Source organism: Rhodanobacter sp. OR87, from assembly GCF_000473345.1.
Taxonomy (GTDB): domain Bacteria; phylum Pseudomonadota; class Gammaproteobacteria; order Xanthomonadales; family Rhodanobacteraceae; genus Rhodanobacter; species Rhodanobacter denitrificans.
Map to the genome: position 1 here is coordinate 114,362 of NZ_AXBJ01000009.1, position 15,200 is coordinate 129,561.

Here is a 15,200-nt window from a genome sequence, read left to right on the forward strand (position 1 = left end):
GGATTGCTACGACAGCATGATCAAGCCGCATGGCCACGACCTCGACGCGCGCGCGCGCCGCTTGTTGCGCACGCTGATTGCCCAGTACCTGGTCGATGGCGAGCCCGTCGGTTCGCGCACGCTGTCGCGTTCGTCCGGCCTGGACGTGAGCCCGGCGACGATCCGCAACATCATGGCCGACCTCGAGGATGCCGGGCTGGTCGCCTCGCCGCACACCTCGGCGGGGCGGGTGCCCACGCCGCGCGGCTTGCGCCTGTTCGTCGACAGCCTGATCGAACTGCAGCCGCTGCCGCGCGCGGAGATGGCCCGTCTGCAGCGTGAACTGCCGCCGGGGCCGACTACCACGCGCGACCTGCTCGGCAACGTGTCGACCCTGTTGTCGGCGATGACCCATTTCGCCGGTGTGGTCACCGTGCCGCGCCAGGCCGATTTCCCACTGCGGCATATCGATTTCATGGCGCTGCCGGACGCACGGGTGCTGGTGATCTTGGTGTTCAGCGACAACCAGGTGCAGAACCGCATCGTGCAACTGGCCCGGCCGCTCGGCAGCCGCGAGCTGGAGCAGGCGGCGAACTATCTGAACAGCCATTTCGCCGGTCTGCGCGTGGACGATATTCGCGCCCACCTGCTGGCCGAAGTGCGCAAGACCGGCAGCGAACTCAACCAGCTGCTGGCCAGCACGGTGGAGCTGGCCACCGCCTCGTTCGCACCGCCGGCGAGCGGCCCGGCTGGCCCGGACGTGCTGGTCAGCGGCCAGACCAATCTGATGGGCTACTCCGAGCTGGCCGACTTGCAGCGCCTGCGCGAATTGTTCGAGGCGTTCCAGCAAAAGAACGAATTGCTGCAGTTGATGGAAGTCTGCGCGCGGGCGCCAGGCGTACGCCTGTTCATCGGCGAGGAATCCGGCTTCACCGCACTCGACGGCTGCAGCGTGGTCACCGCCAGTTACGGCGCGCAGGGGCGAGTGCTCGGCGCGGTCGGCGTGATCGGCCCCACCCGGATGGCCTACGAGCGGGTGATCCCGGTGGTGCAAGCCACCGCCGGATTGCTCAGCGACGCCTTGAATCGCGCCGCCACGACCTTATAACCGCTGCGGGAGCGGGGTTTCTCGCCAATTTTCCAGGGCGGTCGGCATGCATGCCGGCCATTGACAATCGTTTGGAGTGAGCATGCAGAACAACGATCCGCAGTCGCCTGGCGATACGCCAGTCCAGGGCCAGCCGGGTGAATCGTCGAACACGGAACTGGAGAACCTGCAGGCGCGCGTGGCTGGGCTGGAGGCAAGCAATGCCGAGTTGCACGAGACCGTGCTGCGCGAAAAGGCCGAACTCGAAAACCAGCGACGCCGACTGCATCGCGACCTCGAACAGGCGCGCCGCTTCGCCAACGAGAAGCTGCTGAGCGAACTGCTGCCGGTCTACGACGGCCTGGAAAGCGGCCTTGCCGTGGAGGGCGGCGACGTCGCCTCGATGCGCGAAGGCCTCGGCCTGACCCTGAAGGCGCTGCTCAAGGTGGCAGAGAACCACGGCATGGCGCAGGTCGACCCGCTGGGCCAGCCGCTCGATCCGGAACGCCACCATGCGGTGAGCATGGTCGAGGCGCCGGGCCAGGCGCCGGGCACCGTGGTCAGCGTGCTGCAGAAAGGCTATGTACTGAACGATCGCCTGTTGCGTCCCGCGCTGGTCGCGGTGGCAAAGGACTGAGCGGCGCCGCTGCTGGCGCCCGCCTGAACGGCGCGGTGGCGGACATCGCCAAATCGCATCCGGGGCCTTGCCGGCATTGAATCGCCAAGGCAGGCCCCCATCTGGAAACCATCGCGGCCGCGGGGGCCGCAAGCAAAATTCGGAGAGCAATCACATGGGCAAGATCATCGGTATCGACCTGGGCACGACCAACTCCTGCGTGTCCGTGATGGACGGCAGCACGACCAAGGTCATCGAGAACTCGGAAGGCGACCGCACCACCCCCTCCATCGTCGCCTTCACCAAGGATGGCGAGGTGCTGGTGGGCGCCTCGGCCAAGCGCCAGAGCGTGACCAATCCGAAGAACACCTTCTACGCGGTGAAGCGCCTGATCGGCCGCAAGTTCACCGACAAGGAAGTGCAGAAAGATCTGCACATCGTGCCCTACGGCATCCTCGCCCACGACAACGGCGATGCCTGGGTGCAGACCTCCGACGGCAAGAAGATGGCGCCGCAGGAAATCGCCGCGAAAGTGCTGATGAAGATGAAGAAGACCGCCGAGGACTATCTCGGCGAGACGATCAGCGAAGCGGTGATCACGGTGCCGGCCTACTTCAACGACAGCCAGCGCCAGGCGACCAAGGATGCGGGCAAGATCGCCGGCCTCGACGTGAAGCGCATCATCAACGAGCCGACCGCGGCCGCGCTGGCCTATGGCCTGGACAAGAAGGGCGGCGACCGCAAGATCGCGGTGTACGACCTCGGCGGCGGCACCTTCGACGTGTCGATCATCGAGATCGCCGAAGTCGACGGCGAGAAGCAGTTCGAAGTGCTGGCCACCAACGGCGACACCTTCCTCGGCGGCGAGGACTTCGACATGCGCGTCATCGACTACCTGGTCGAGGAGTTCCAGAAAGAGCAGGGCATCGACCTGCGCAAGGATCCGCTCGCGCTGCAGCGTCTGAAGGACGCGGCCGAGCGCGCCAAGATCGAGCTGTCCTCCAACCACCAGACCGACGTGAACCTGCCGTACGTGACGGCCGACGCGTCCGGCCCGAAGCACCTCAACATCAAGCTGACCCGCGCCAAGCTGGAAGCGCTGGTGGAAGACCTGGTCAAGCGCACCATCGAGCCGTGCCGCACCGCGTTGAACGACGCCGGCCTGCGCGTGGCCGACATCGACGACGTGATCCTGGTCGGCGGCCAGACCCGCATGCCGAAGGTGCAGGAAGCGGTGAAGGACTTCTTCGGCAAGGAGCCGCGCAAGGACGTCAACCCGGACGAGGCCGTCGCCGTGGGCGCGGCGATCCAGGGCGGCGTGCTGGGCGGTTCGGTCAAGGACGTGCTGCTGCTCGACGTCACCCCGCTGTCGCTCGGCATCGAGACGATGGGCGGCGTGATGACCAAACTGATCGAGAAGAACACCACGGTGCCGACCAAGGCCTCGCAGACCTTCTCCACCGCCGACGACAACCAGACCGCGGTGACCGTGCACGTGCTGCAGGGCGAGCGCGAGCGCGCCAGCGCGAACAAGTCGCTGGGCAAGTTCGACCTGCAGGGCATCGAGCCGGCGCCGCGCGGCATGCCGCAGATCGAGGTCACCTTCGACATCGACGCGAACGGCATCCTGCACGTGTCGGCCAAGGACAAGAAGACCGGCAAGGAGCAGAAGATCGAGATCAAGGCCGGTTCGGGCCTGTCCGAGGAGGAGATCGCCCGGATGGTCGCCGACGCCGAGGCGAACAAGGAAGAGGACAAGAAGTTCCACGAACTGGTCGCCACCCGCAACAAGGCCGATCAGCTGGTGCACGCGACCCGCAGTGCGCTGAAGGAACACGGCGGCAAGGTGCCGGCCGACCAGCTCAGCAGCATCGAGGGCGCATTGTCCGATCTGGAGAAGGTCAAGGATGGCGACGACAAGGCGGCGATCGAGGCCAAGGTGGAGAAGCTGGAGCAGGTCGCCCAGGCGCTCCATGCCGCTGCGCAGGGTGGTGGCACGGCCGATGCCGGTGCACAATCCGCACCGGGCGGCTCGGCCCAGCCCGACGATGTGGTCGACGCCGAGTTCACCGAAGTGAAGGACGACAAGAAGTAATCGGCAAGCATTGTCGGCACGGCCGATGAATCAGCCCGTGCCGGGAAACCCCGGCACGGGCTGTCTGTTGATTGGGTATGCGGGACCGTCGACCTCGCCGGCCGGAGTGGTGACAAGCAGTGTGGATGCATGAATGAGCAAGCGTGACTACTACGAGGTGCTGGGCGTCGAGCGCAGCGTTGGCGAAGCCGAACTGAAGAAATCCTTCCGCCGGCTGGCAATGAAATACCACCCGGACCGCTGCCCGGACGACCCGACCGCGCAGGAAAAGTTCAAGGAGGCCAAGGAGGCCTACGAAGTCCTGTCCGACGCGTCGAAGCGCGCGATGTACGACCAGCACGGCCACGCCGCCTTCGAGAACGGCATGGGCGGCGGTCGCGGCGGCGCCGGCTTCGGCGACATGGGCGACATCTTCGGTGACATCTTCGGCGACATCTTCGGCCGCAGCGGCGGCGGGCGTGGTCGGCCTCGACGCGGCGCCGACCTGCGCTACATCATCGAGCTGGACCTGGAGGAGGCCGTGTTCGGCGTCAGCCGGCAGATCGAGGTGCCGACCCAGGTCAACTGCCACCATTGCAACGGCAGCGGCTCGGAGGACGGCAAGATCAGCAAGTGCAAGACCTGCCACGGCCACGGCCAGGTACGCATGCAGAACGGCATCTTCTCGATCCAGCAGGCCTGCCCGCATTGCGGCGGCAGCGGCCAGGCGATTGAAAAGCCGTGCAAGAAGTGCCACGGCGAAGGCCGTCTGGAGGAAAACCGCACGCTGTCGGTGCAGATCCCCGAAGGCGTCGACAACGGCGACCGCATTCGCCTTTCCGGGCAGGGCGAGGCCGGCCCGGCCGGCGCACCGGCCGGTGACCTGTACGTGGAAGTGCGCGTGCGCGAGCACGACATCTTCCAGCGCGACGGCAACGACCTGTACTGCGAATTGCCGATCCGTTTCTCGCAGGCGGCACTGGGGGCCGAACTGCCGGTGCCGACGTTGGAGGGCGAAGTACCGGTCAGCATTCCGCCGGAAACCCAGACCGGCACCCAGTTCCGCCTGCGCGGTCGCGGTGTCAAGTCGGTGCGCAGCAGCCGCCACGGCGACCTGATCTGCCGCGTGGTGGTGGAGACGCCGGTGCGGCTGACCAGGCAACAGCGCGAATTGCTGGAGTCGCTGGAAGCCACCTTCGAGAGCAGCGACGCCGGCAAGCATACGCCGCGTGCCAAGGGCTGGGTCGACGGCGTGAAGAAATTCTGGTCCAAGGTCACCGCGTAAATCCCGTTGCGCGGTTAGCATGTACGCCCCGACTCTGCGAGCGCGCCGCCCATGACCCGTCCCCTTCGCCTTGCCTTGAGCGGCGCCTCTGGTCGCATGGGCCGCGCGCTGCTCGACCTGCTCGGCGGGGACGAGCACATCGAACTGGTGCATGCCGTGGTGGCGCCCGGTTCGGTTCACGACGGGCAGCCGGTGCCCGGCTCCGCGGCGGGTTTCCTGCGTTATGCACATGACTGGCTGCACGCGCCGCCGATCGATGTCGTCATCGACTTCAGCAGTCCCGCCGCGCTGGCACATGCGCTCGATCATTGCCTCGCGCAAGGTGCGGCGCTGGTCAGCGGCACTACCGGCATCGACGCCGCGCTCGAGGCGCGGCTGGCCGATGCCGCCCGGCGCATCGCGATCCTGCGCGCCGCCAATTTCAGCCTGGGCGTGGCGGTGTTGACGCGCCTGCTGCGCGAGGCAGCGGCGGCCCTGCCGGACTGGGATCTGGAAATCGTCGAGGCGCACCACGGCCGCAAGCAGGATGCGCCGTCCGGTACCGCGTTGGCGCTCGGCCGGGCGGCGGCGGTGGCACGCGACACCACGCTGGAAGCAGCGGCGGTCTGCAGCCGTGAAGGCCGTACCGGCGAGCGGAACGAAGGCAGCATCGGTTTCGCCGTGGTACGCGGCGGCGACATCGTGGGCGAACACACCGCCATGCTGATCGGGCAGGGCGAACGACTGGAGCTGACCCATCGCGCCACCGACCGCACGACCTTCGCGCGTGGCGCCTTGCACGCGGCGCACTGGCTGGCGGGGCGTGCAGCAGGGTCATGGCAATTGGACGACATGATCGCCGCGCCGCGCTGAGCCGCCAGCGCCAGCATGGTGCGCCCACGGCGTGATCGGATTCAGTCGCGATGCGAAGCGTTGCGATCGCGGCCTGCGCCCAGCCGGGTATCGAAACTACCGAACAATTTCTTGAAAGCGCGTGAGAACTTGCCGCGTTTCGTCTTGCGCCGCTTCTCTTCTTCGCTGGTCAGCCAGGCCACCTGGATCACCCGCCGCTCGCCTTCGTAAGGCAAGTGGCCGTGGAAGGAGTTCTCGCAGCGCTTGAACACGGCGAACTCGCCGTAGAGCGGCGCCAGCTCCGGTGCCACGATGCTGTCGATGTCGTCGATCTTGCGCAGAAAGCGCAAGCAGCCGTCGCTGGTGTCCGGCCATTGCGGGTTCAGATAGATCAGCGCGGTGACCACCTTGGACTTGCTGTCGGTATGGATGGTGCCGTGGCGCTTGTTGAGCAGGCGGCACAGTGTCACCAGGGTCGGGTACTGGTCGAGATGCTCGACGCCCAGGCGCGCGCCGATGGCGCGGGCAAACGCCGGCGCGGTCATGCTCTCGATCAGCGCGTTGACGCTCGGGCCGCAGTCGGCCAGGTCGTAGGGGAAAAAGCCGGCGCTGGCGTATCGCGGAAAGTCGCGATCCAGGTCGTCGCGCACTTCGTCGGGCAACTGACCGTGCGCCATCATGAACGGGAAAGGCTGGTGCTGAACCGTGGTATCCGGACGATCGAGACGGGCGGGATCGAGCAGTACGGCAGCACTCATGGGGCATCGGACTCTGGCAAAACAGTGGCCTAGTGTAGCGCCGACCGCTCGGCGCAAAAGAGCCAGGGAATGCCCGGATTCACGTTCTGTGAGGTGGACAGAAACGACCTCGCCGCTTATCATTTCCACCCGCCCGAATTTCTTTCCCCACCAAAGCTCCACAAGCCAGCAATACTGCGGCTTGCGGATTTTGCTGCATCCAAAAGGCGGTTACCCCGATGCCTATTCCTGCCCTGCTGGCCCTCGAAGACGGTAGCCTGTTCCATGGTTACGCCGTCGGCGCTGTCGGCGAGACCGTCGGCGAGGTGGTTTTCAACACGGCGATGACCGGCTACCAGGAAATCCTCACCGATCCTTCCTACGCACGCCAGATCGTCACGCTGACCTATCCGCACATCGGCAACACCGGCGTCAACGCCGAGGACGTCGAGTCCACCGCGGTGCATGCGGCCGGACTGATCGTGCGCGACGTGCCGCGCCGCGCCAGCAGCTGGCGCAGCACCGAGAGCTTGCCCGATTACCTGAGGCGCCACGGCACGGTCGCGATCGCCGGCATCGACACCCGTCGACTGACCCGCATCCTGCGCGACAAGGGCGCGCTCGCCGGCTGCATCGTGGCGGGCGAGCAGGTTGACGCGGAAACGGCGCTGGCCAAGGCGCGCGCGTTCCCCGGCCTGAACGGCATGGATCTGGCCAAGGTGGTCAGTACCGCCAGGCCGTACGTGTGGAAGCAGGGCGTGTACGACCTCGACCGCACCGCGTTCAACCAGCCCGCGACGCGCTTCAAGGTGGTCGCCTACGACTTCGGCACCAAGCTCAACATCCTGCGCCTGCTGGCCGAGCAGGGTTGCGAGGTCACCGTGGTGCCGGCGCAGACGCCCGCCGCCGAAGTGCTCGCCATGCAGCCCGACGGCGTGTTCCTGTCCAACGGCCCCGGCGATCCGGCGGCGTGCGATTACGCCATCGCGGCGACCCGGCAATTCCTCGACGCGAAGATTCCGCTCTTCGGCATCTGCCTCGGCCATCAGCTGATGGGCCTGGCGCTGGGTGGCAAGACGCTGAAGATGAAGTTCGGCCATCACGGCGCCAATCACCCGGTGAAGGATCTGGACGACGGCCGCGTGCTGATCACCAGCCAGAACCACGGCTTCGCGGTGGATCCGGCCACGCTGCCGGCAAACGTGCGGCTTACCCACACCTCGCTGTTCGACGGTTCGCTGCAGGGCTTCGCACTGACCGACCGGCCGGCGTTCTGCTTCCAGGGCCATCCCGAAGCGAGCCCGGGCCCGCTCGACATCGGCTATCTGTTCAAACGTTTCGCCGCACTGATGCAGGAGGCCCGCACGCATGCCTAAGCGCACCGATATCAAGAGCATCCTCATCATCGGCGCCGGCCCGATCGTGATCGGCCAGGCCTGCGAGTTCGACTACTCCGGCGCGCAGGCCTGCAAGGCGCTGAAGGAAGAGGGTTTCCGGGTGATCCTGGTGAACTCCAACCCGGCCACGATCATGACCGATCCGGAGACCGCCGACGCGGTGTACATCGAGCCGATCAACTGGCAGACGGTGGAGCGCATCATCGCCAAGGAGCGCCCGGATGCGGTGCTGCCGACGATGGGCGGCCAGACCGCGCTGAATTGCGCGCTGGACCTGGCCGACCACGGCGTGCTGGAGAAGTACCAGGTCGAACTGATCGGCGCCAGGCGCGAAGCCATCCGCATGGCCGAGGATCGCGAACTGTTCAAACAGGCGATGACCGAGATCGGGCTGGAAAGCCCCAAATCCGACGTGGCCAAGAGTTTCGAGCACGCCGTGGAGATCCAGGCCAGGCTCGGGTTTCCGGTGATCATTCGGCCCAGCTTCACGCTGGGCGGCACCGGCGGCGGCATCGCCTACAACAAGGAAGAGTTCGAGCTCATCGTCAAGCGCGGCCTGGAAATGTCGCCCACCCACGAAGTGCTGATCGACGAATCGGTGCTTGGCTGGAAGGAGTTCGAGATGGAAGTGGTCCGCGACACCGCGGACAACTGCATCATCATCTGCGCCATCGAGAACCTCGATCCGATGGGCGTGCACACCGGCGACTCGATCACCGTGGCGCCGGCGCAGACGCTCACCGACAAGGAGTACCAGCGCCTGCGCGACGCGAGCATCGCGGTGCTGCGCAAGATCGGCGTGGACACCGGCGGCTCCAACGTGCAGTTCGGCGTCAACCCCGTCGACGGCCGCGTGGTGGTGATCGAGATGAACCCGCGCGTGTCGCGCTCGTCCGCGCTGGCGTCGAAGGCGACCGGCTTCCCGATCGCCAAGGTCGCCGCCAAGCTGGCGGTGGGCTACACGCTGGACGAACTGAAGAACGACATCACCGGCGGCCTGACGCCGGCCTCGTTCGAGCCGTCGATCGACTACGTGGTCACCAAGATCCCGCGTTTCGCCTTCGAGAAGTTCCCGGCGGCCGATGCGCGCCTGACCACGCAGATGAAGTCGGTCGGCGAGGTGATGGCGATCGGCCGCAGCTTCCACGAGTCGTTGCAGAAGGCCTTGCGCGGGCTGGAGATCGGCAAGACCGGCCTCAATCCCACCGGCCTGGACCTCGGCACCGACGACGGGCTGGCCGTGCTCAAGCGGGAATTGCGCGAGCCGCGCCCCGATCGCGTGTTCCATCTGGCCGATGCGTTCCGCGCCGGGCTGTCGCTGGAGGAAGTGTTCAACCTCAGCCGGGTCGATCCGTGGTTCCTTGCCGCGTTTGAGGACATCGTGCTGACTGAAGCGGAGATCACCCGGCAGGGCATCACCGCGCTTGATGCGCCGCGCCTGCGCGAGCTCAAGCGGCTCGGCTTCGCCGACGCGCGCATTGCCGAGCTGATCGGTACCGACGAAGCCGCCGTGCGTCACCTGCGCCACACCCTGGGCGTGCGCCCAGTGTACAAGCGGGTGGATTCCTGCGCGGCCGAGTTCGCCACCAGCACCGCCTACATGTATTCGACCTACGAGGAAGAATGCGAAGCGGCGCCGACCGGTCGCGACAAGATCATCGTGCTCGGCGGCGGCCCGAACCGGATCGGACAGGGCATCGAGTTCGACTATTGCTGCGTGCATGCCTCGCTGGCGCTGCGCGAGGATGGCTACGAAACCATCATGGTCAACTGCAACCCGGAGACGGTGTCGACCGATTACGACACCTCCGACCGCTTGTACTTCGAACCGCTGACGCTGGAGGACGTGCTGGAAATCGTCCACGTCGAGAAGCCGAAGGGCGTGATCGTGCAGTACGGCGGGCAGACCCCGCTGAAGCTGGCGCGCGCCTTGGAAGCGGCCGGCGTGCCGATCATCGGCACCAGCCCCGACTCGATCGACCTGGCCGAGGACCGCGAGCGCTTCCAGCACATGATCGAGAAGATCGGCCTGAAGCAGCCGCCGAACCGCACCGCGCGCAACGCCGACGAGGCGCTGGCGTTGGCCCGCGAGATCGGCTATCCGCTGGTGGTACGGCCGAGCTACGTGCTCGGCGGCCGCGCGATGGAAGTGGTGCATGACGACGCCGACCTGTCGCGCTACATCCGCGATGCGGTGAAGGTATCGAACGATTCGCCGGTGCTGCTGGACCGTTTCCTCGACCACGCGGTCGAGGTCGACGTGGACGTGATCGCCGATGCCGAAGGCACCGTGCTGATCGGTGGCATCATGGAACACATCGAGGAGGCCGGCGTGCATTCGGGTGATTCGTCCTGCTCGCTGCCGCCGTATTCGCTGAACGCATCGATCCAGAACGAGATGCGCCGCCAGGTCAGCGCGATGGCGAAAGAGCTGAAGGTCATCGGCCTGATGAACACGCAGTTCGCGATCCAGGGCGACACCGTCTATATCCTGGAAGTGAATCCGCGCGCATCGCGCACGGTGCCGTTCGTGTCCAAGGCCACCGGCGTGCCGCTGGCCAAGATCGCCGCCCGTGTGATGGCCGGGCGTTCGCTGATCAGCCTGGGCGCGACGCGCGAGGTGATCCCGGCGTACTACTCAGTGAAGGAGGCGATCTTCCCGTTCCTGAAGTTCCAGAACGTCGACCCGATCCTTGGCCCGGAGATGCGTTCGACCGGCGAGGTGATGGGCGTGGGGCGCAGTTTCGGCGCGGCGTTCGCGCGTGGCCACGAAGCGGCCGGGATCAAGGCGCCGACGGTCGGCAAGGCGTTCCTGTCGGTGCGCGACGGCGACAAGGATCGCCTGTTGCCGGTGGCTCGCGAGATCATTGCACGCGGCTTCAACCTGGTGGCAACCGCCGGTACCGCCAGCTACCTGACTGGGCACGGCGTGGCCTGCGAGCGGATCAACAAGGTGCTCGAGGGGCGTCCGCACATCGTTGACCTGATCAAGAACGGCGAGATCGTCTATATCGTCAACACTACCGAGGGCAAGCAGGCGATCGCCGATTCGTTCTCGATCCGGCGCGAGGCGCTGCAGCATCGCGTCACCTATTCCACCACGGTGGCTGGTGCCCGCGCGCTCGTGCATTCGCTGGACTTTCACGGCGACGGTGAAGTACACAGCCTGCAGGAACTGCACAAGGAGCTCAGCGCATGAGTCGCGCTCCCATCACCAAGACCGGCTCCGAGCGCCTGCGCGCGGAACTGGAGCGGCTGAAATCGGTCGAGCGTCCGCGCATCATCGCGGCGATTGCCGAGGCCCGCGCCCACGGCGACCTCAAGGAGAACGCGGAGTACCACGCGGCGCGCGAACTGCAGAGCTTCACCGAGGGCCGCATCGCCCAACTGGAGGCCTTGCTGTCGACCGCCGAGGTCATCGACGTCGCCCGACTCAACCCGGGCAACCGCGTGGTGTTTGGCGCCACCGTGGATCTGGAGGACGAGGACTCCGGTACCCTGGTGACCTACCAGATCGTCGGCGACCTGGAGGCGGACATCAAGCAACGGCTGATTGCGGTGTCCTCCCCGATCGCCCGCGCGCTGATCGGCAAGAGCGCCGGCGACAGCTTCGAGTTCACCGCACCGAACGGCGTCAAGCACTACGAGATCATCGACGTCCGTTACGAGTGACGGCTTGCGCCGCCGCAGGCCGCAGGAACACCCACGAAAAAGGCCGCTTGCGCGGCCTTTTTCGTGGCATCGTCAGACTGCACTCAGCGCTGGCGAGCCTTGAAACGGGGGTTGCTCTTGCAGATCACGAATACCTTGCCGCGACGGCGCACAACCTTGCAGTCGCGATGCCGCGCCTTGGCGGACTTCAAAGAGTTAAGCACCTTCACGGCCAGCTCCTGACACTAGACTAAAATGTAAGCGGTAAGTATAGCGAGCCACATGGTTTGTCACAAGTCCGACGCGACGGCCGTCTGCGCCACCGTGGCCAGGAATTGCTGCAGGGCGGGGGACTGATCGCTGGCCCGACAGGCCACGGCCAGCAACAGAAAGGCATCGGGGTCCTCCAGCGGCACGTAGCAGATCCCGGCCAGGCGCACGGTGCGCATGCTGGCCGGCACCAGCGCCAGCCCCAGCCCGGCGGCAACCAGGGCCAGCAGGCCGTTGATCTGCTGGGCATGCTGGGTGATCGACGGCTGGAAACCGGCCCGCGTCGCCAGTTTCACCAGCCGGTCGTAAAGCGTGGCAGCGAGCTCACGCGGTTGCGACACGAACGCGTCGCCGGCCACTTCGGCCAGACGCAGGCTGCTGCGGCCAGCCAGCGGATGGCCGGCAGGCAACGCAAGCAGCAGGGGTTCGCGATCGATCACGCTGCAGCGCAGGTCGCGGGTGTACTGCGCCTGCAACGGCTCGTCACGGACAAAGCCGACGTCGATCTTGCCGGCGAGCAGGGCCGCGAACTGCGGCTCGGTGTACATCTCGCTGAGTTGCAGGCGCACGTCGGGAGCGATCTGGCCAAAACGCAGCAAGGTTTGCGGCATGGCCGGATGGAACGAGACCGAGACGGTATAGGCCAGCCGCAACTGGCCGCTGTAACCCGCGGCGGCGGCCACCGTCTGGCTACGCGCCTCGTCCACCTTGGCCAGGATCTGTCGTGCCTGCTCCAGGAACACCCGACCGGGCTCGGTCAGCGTCACACTGCGTTTGGTGCGCTCCAGCAGGCGCACGCCCAGATCCCGTTCCAGCGACTGGATCTGTTGCGACAGGGGCGGCTGGGAGAGATGCAGACGCAGCGCAGCGCGGGTGAAACTCAGCTCTTCCGCGACGGCGATGAAGTAGCGCAGCTGGCGAAGGTCAAACATATAGTGATTCGAAATCAATAACGGCCTAAATATATATTAGATACTTTATTCCGTCGATCATAAAATCACTTCCGTCCCGCCACTTCCCCTCCCCCCTGGTGGCGGCGGCCCTCGCCCCGCAGCGACGCTAAATACGACATCTGGTTCAACTCCCCCCCTGAGCCCATGTCGATGCGTCTTCCCTGCGGGGCGCTTTCTTTTGGATGACCGACACCGCTGCCATCGGGCAGCGGTGTCGGCGTACCGGCGTCTAGATTGCGCTGGCCACGCGGGTGCCCTGGGCGATGGCGCGCTTGGCATCCAGCTCGGCGGCCACGTCGGCGCCGCCGATCACGTGCACCTTCATGCCGGCGGCGATCAGTTCGTCGGCCAGCCGGCGGTTCGGCAGCTGGCCGGCGCAGACCACTACGTGCTCGACCGGCAGGATCTGTGGCTTGCCGTCGACGGTGATGTGCAGGCCCAGGTCATCGAAACGTTCATAGCCGACATTGCCCAGCATGGTCACCCGTTTCGCCTTGAGCGTGGCCCGATGTACCCAGCCGGTCGTCTTGTTGAGCCGCGCGCCGGGGCGACCCTCGCTGCGCTGGAGCAGCCAGACTTGCCGCGCCGGCGCTTCCGGCTGTGGCGGCTGCAGGCCGCTGCGCTGCTGCAGCTGCATGTCCACTCCCCATTCGCGGGTCCAGCGGGCCACGTCGGTGGTGGGCGAGGGCGCATGTTCGACCAGGAACTCGGCTACGTCGAAACCGATGCCGCCGGCGCCGATGATCGCCACCCTGGCGCCTACCGGCTGATGCCGGGCCAGCACATCGAGATAGCCCAGCACGCGCGGGTCGTCGCTGCCGGGAAAGCTCGCCTGGCGCGGCGTGATGCCGGTGGCGATCACCACTTCGTCATAGCCGCCGGCGCGCAGCGAGGCGGCATCCGCAACCTGGCCGAGGCGGACGTCGACGCCCGTGTCGTCCAGCTGGTGGCGGAAATAGCGCAGCGTTTCGTGGAACTCTTCCTTGCCCGGAATCTGCTTGGCGTAGTTGAACTGGCCGCCGATCTCGCTGGCCTGGTCGATCAGGACCACGGCATGGCCGCGCTCGCCCAGCGTGGCGGCGCAGGCCATGCCGGCCGGGCCTGCACCGACCACGGCGATGCGCTTGCGCACGCTGGCCGGTTCGACCTTCAGCTCGGTCTCGTGGCAGGCGCGCGGGTTGACCAGGCAGCTGGCGCGCTTGTTCTGAAACACGTGGTCGAGGCAGGCCTGGTTGCAGGCGATGCAGGTGTTGATGCGTTCGCTGCGCCCGGCCTTCGCCTTGTTCGCCCATGCCGGGTCGGCCAGCAGCGGGCGCGCCATCGAGATCATGTCGGCTTCGCCATCGGCGAGGATGCGCTCGGCCACGTCCGGCATGTTGATCCGGTTGGTGGCGACCAGCGGGATCGACACCTCGCCCTTGAGCTTCTGCGTGACCCAGGCGAAGCCGGCGCGCGGCACGCTGGTGACGATGGTCGGCACGCGCGCCTCGTGCCAGCCGATGCCGGTGTTGATGATGCTGGCGCCGGCGGCCTCGATCGCCCTGGCCAGGGTGGCGACCTCGCTCCAGTCCTGGCCGCCCTCGACCAGGTCGAGCATCGACAGCCGGTAGATGATGATGAAGTCGCGGCCGACCGCCGCGCGCGTGCGGCGCACGATCTCGACCGGAAAGCGCATGCGCCGCGTCGCGTCGCCGCCCCAGGCATCGTCGCGCCGGTTGGTACGCGCGGCAATGAACTCGTTGATCAGGTAGCCTTCCGAGCCCATCACCTCGACGCCGTCGTAGCCGGCATCCTGCGCCAGCCGCGCACAGTGCACGAAGTCGCCGATGGTGCGCTCCACGCCGCGTGCGGTGAGCGCCCGTGGCGTGAATGGAGTGATCGGAGACTTGATCCTCGATGGCGCCACCGACAACGGGTGGTAGCCGTAGCGGCCGGCATGCAGGATCTGCAGGCAGATGCGCCCGCCTGCAGCGTGCACGGCGCGGGTCAGCTTGCGATGGCGTGGCTTGTGCCAAGGCAGGGTGAGCCGGCCGCCGAACGGCTTCAGCCAGCCTTCGATGCTGGGCGAGATGCCGCCGGTGACCATCAGCCCGACGCCGCCGCGGGCGCGCTCGGCGAAGTACGCAGCCAGCTTGTCGTAGTCGCTGGCCTTGTCTTCCAGCCCGGTGTGCATCGAGCCCATCAGGATACGGTTGGGCAGGGTGACATGGCCCAGATCGAGCGGGGCGAACAGGTTCGGGTAATGCATGCGATCCACACGAGGCTCAAACGATCGTATGAATGTGCCGGTGTTCGGCGTTTGAAAGCAAGCCTCTCGTGA

The 15,200-nt window shown here is 66.5% G+C and carries 12 protein-coding genes; 8 read left to right on the forward strand and 4 right to left on the reverse strand.

Annotated elements, in window-relative coordinates:
* Window positions 1-16: 16 nt before the first annotated feature.
* From hrcA to dapB, 5 genes are all read left to right on the forward strand, one after another.
* Window positions 17-1,087 carry a heat-inducible transcriptional repressor HrcA gene (gene hrcA / locus RHOOR87_RS0110270; RefSeq protein ID WP_027484961.1) on the forward strand — a complete coding sequence of 357 codons (1,071 nt, stop codon included), beginning with the start codon at window positions 17-19 and terminating at the stop codon, window positions 1,085-1,087.
* Between the two features lie 82 nt (window positions 1,088-1,169).
* Window positions 1,170-1,703: a nucleotide exchange factor GrpE gene (gene grpE, locus RHOOR87_RS0110275; protein ID WP_015447692.1), complete on the forward strand. Its 534-nt coding sequence runs from the start codon at window positions 1,170-1,172 to the stop codon at window positions 1,701-1,703.
* 154 nt (window positions 1,704-1,857) lie between these two features.
* Complete coding sequence (gene dnaK / locus RHOOR87_RS0110280; RefSeq protein WP_027484962.1) at window positions 1,858-3,777, forward strand: molecular chaperone DnaK; 1,920 nt, start codon at window positions 1,858-1,860, stop codon at window positions 3,775-3,777.
* 133 nt (window positions 3,778-3,910) lie between these two features.
* Window positions 3,911-5,041, forward strand: a complete 1,131-nt coding sequence (gene dnaJ / locus RHOOR87_RS0110285) for a molecular chaperone DnaJ (RefSeq protein ID WP_027484963.1) — start codon at window positions 3,911-3,913, stop codon at window positions 5,039-5,041.
* 51 nt (window positions 5,042-5,092) lie between these two features.
* Window positions 5,093-5,893 carry a 4-hydroxy-tetrahydrodipicolinate reductase gene (gene dapB / locus RHOOR87_RS0110290; protein ID WP_027484964.1) on the forward strand — a complete coding sequence of 267 codons (801 nt, stop codon included), beginning with the start codon at window positions 5,093-5,095 and terminating at the stop codon, window positions 5,891-5,893.
* 41 nt (window positions 5,894-5,934) lie between these two features.
* Here the strand turns inward: dapB and RHOOR87_RS0110295 are convergent, their stop codons facing one another.
* A complete protein-coding gene (locus RHOOR87_RS0110295) occupies window positions 5,935-6,630 on the reverse strand; it encodes a 2OG-Fe(II) oxygenase (RefSeq protein WP_027484965.1) in 696 nt (231 codons plus the stop codon).
* Between the two features lie 218 nt (window positions 6,631-6,848).
* On the opposite strand from RHOOR87_RS0110295, the gene carA reads away from it, so the two are divergent.
* Genes carA through greA form a run of 3 tightly spaced genes read left to right on the forward strand, consistent with a single transcriptional unit; the run spans window position 6,849 to window position 11,678 of the window.
* Window positions 6,849-7,985 (forward strand): glutamine-hydrolyzing carbamoyl-phosphate synthase small subunit, encoded by a 1,137-nt coding sequence (gene carA / locus RHOOR87_RS0110300; protein WP_007508255.1) that lies wholly within the window; start codon window positions 6,849-6,851, stop codon window positions 7,983-7,985.
* Complete coding sequence (gene carB / locus RHOOR87_RS0110305; RefSeq protein ID WP_027484966.1) at window positions 7,978-11,205, forward strand: carbamoyl-phosphate synthase large subunit; 3,228 nt, start codon at window positions 7,978-7,980, stop codon at window positions 11,203-11,205. The genes carA and carB overlap by 8 nt, the downstream gene beginning before the upstream one ends.
* Window positions 11,202-11,678 (forward strand): transcription elongation factor GreA, encoded by a 477-nt coding sequence (gene greA / locus RHOOR87_RS0110310; protein ID WP_007508260.1) that lies wholly within the window; start codon window positions 11,202-11,204, stop codon window positions 11,676-11,678. The genes carB and greA overlap by 4 nt, the downstream gene beginning before the upstream one ends.
* 83 nt (window positions 11,679-11,761) lie before the next feature.
* Here the strand turns inward: greA and ykgO are convergent, their stop codons facing one another.
* The 3 genes from ykgO to RHOOR87_RS0110320 form a co-directional block, all read right to left on the reverse strand.
* Complete coding sequence (gene ykgO, locus RHOOR87_RS19855) at window positions 11,762-11,887, reverse strand: type B 50S ribosomal protein L36 (RefSeq protein WP_007508267.1); 126 nt, start codon at window positions 11,885-11,887, stop codon at window positions 11,762-11,764.
* 60 nt (window positions 11,888-11,947) lie between these two features.
* Complete coding sequence (locus tag RHOOR87_RS0110315; RefSeq protein WP_027484967.1) at window positions 11,948-12,859, reverse strand: LysR family transcriptional regulator; 912 nt, start codon at window positions 12,857-12,859, stop codon at window positions 11,948-11,950.
* A 250-nt stretch (window positions 12,860-13,109) separates the two neighbouring features.
* Entirely contained in the window at window positions 13,110-15,128 is a 2,019-nt protein-coding gene (locus RHOOR87_RS0110320; protein ID WP_027484968.1) for an NADPH-dependent 2,4-dienoyl-CoA reductase, read from the reverse strand.
* Window positions 15,129-15,200: the final 72 nt, after the last annotated feature.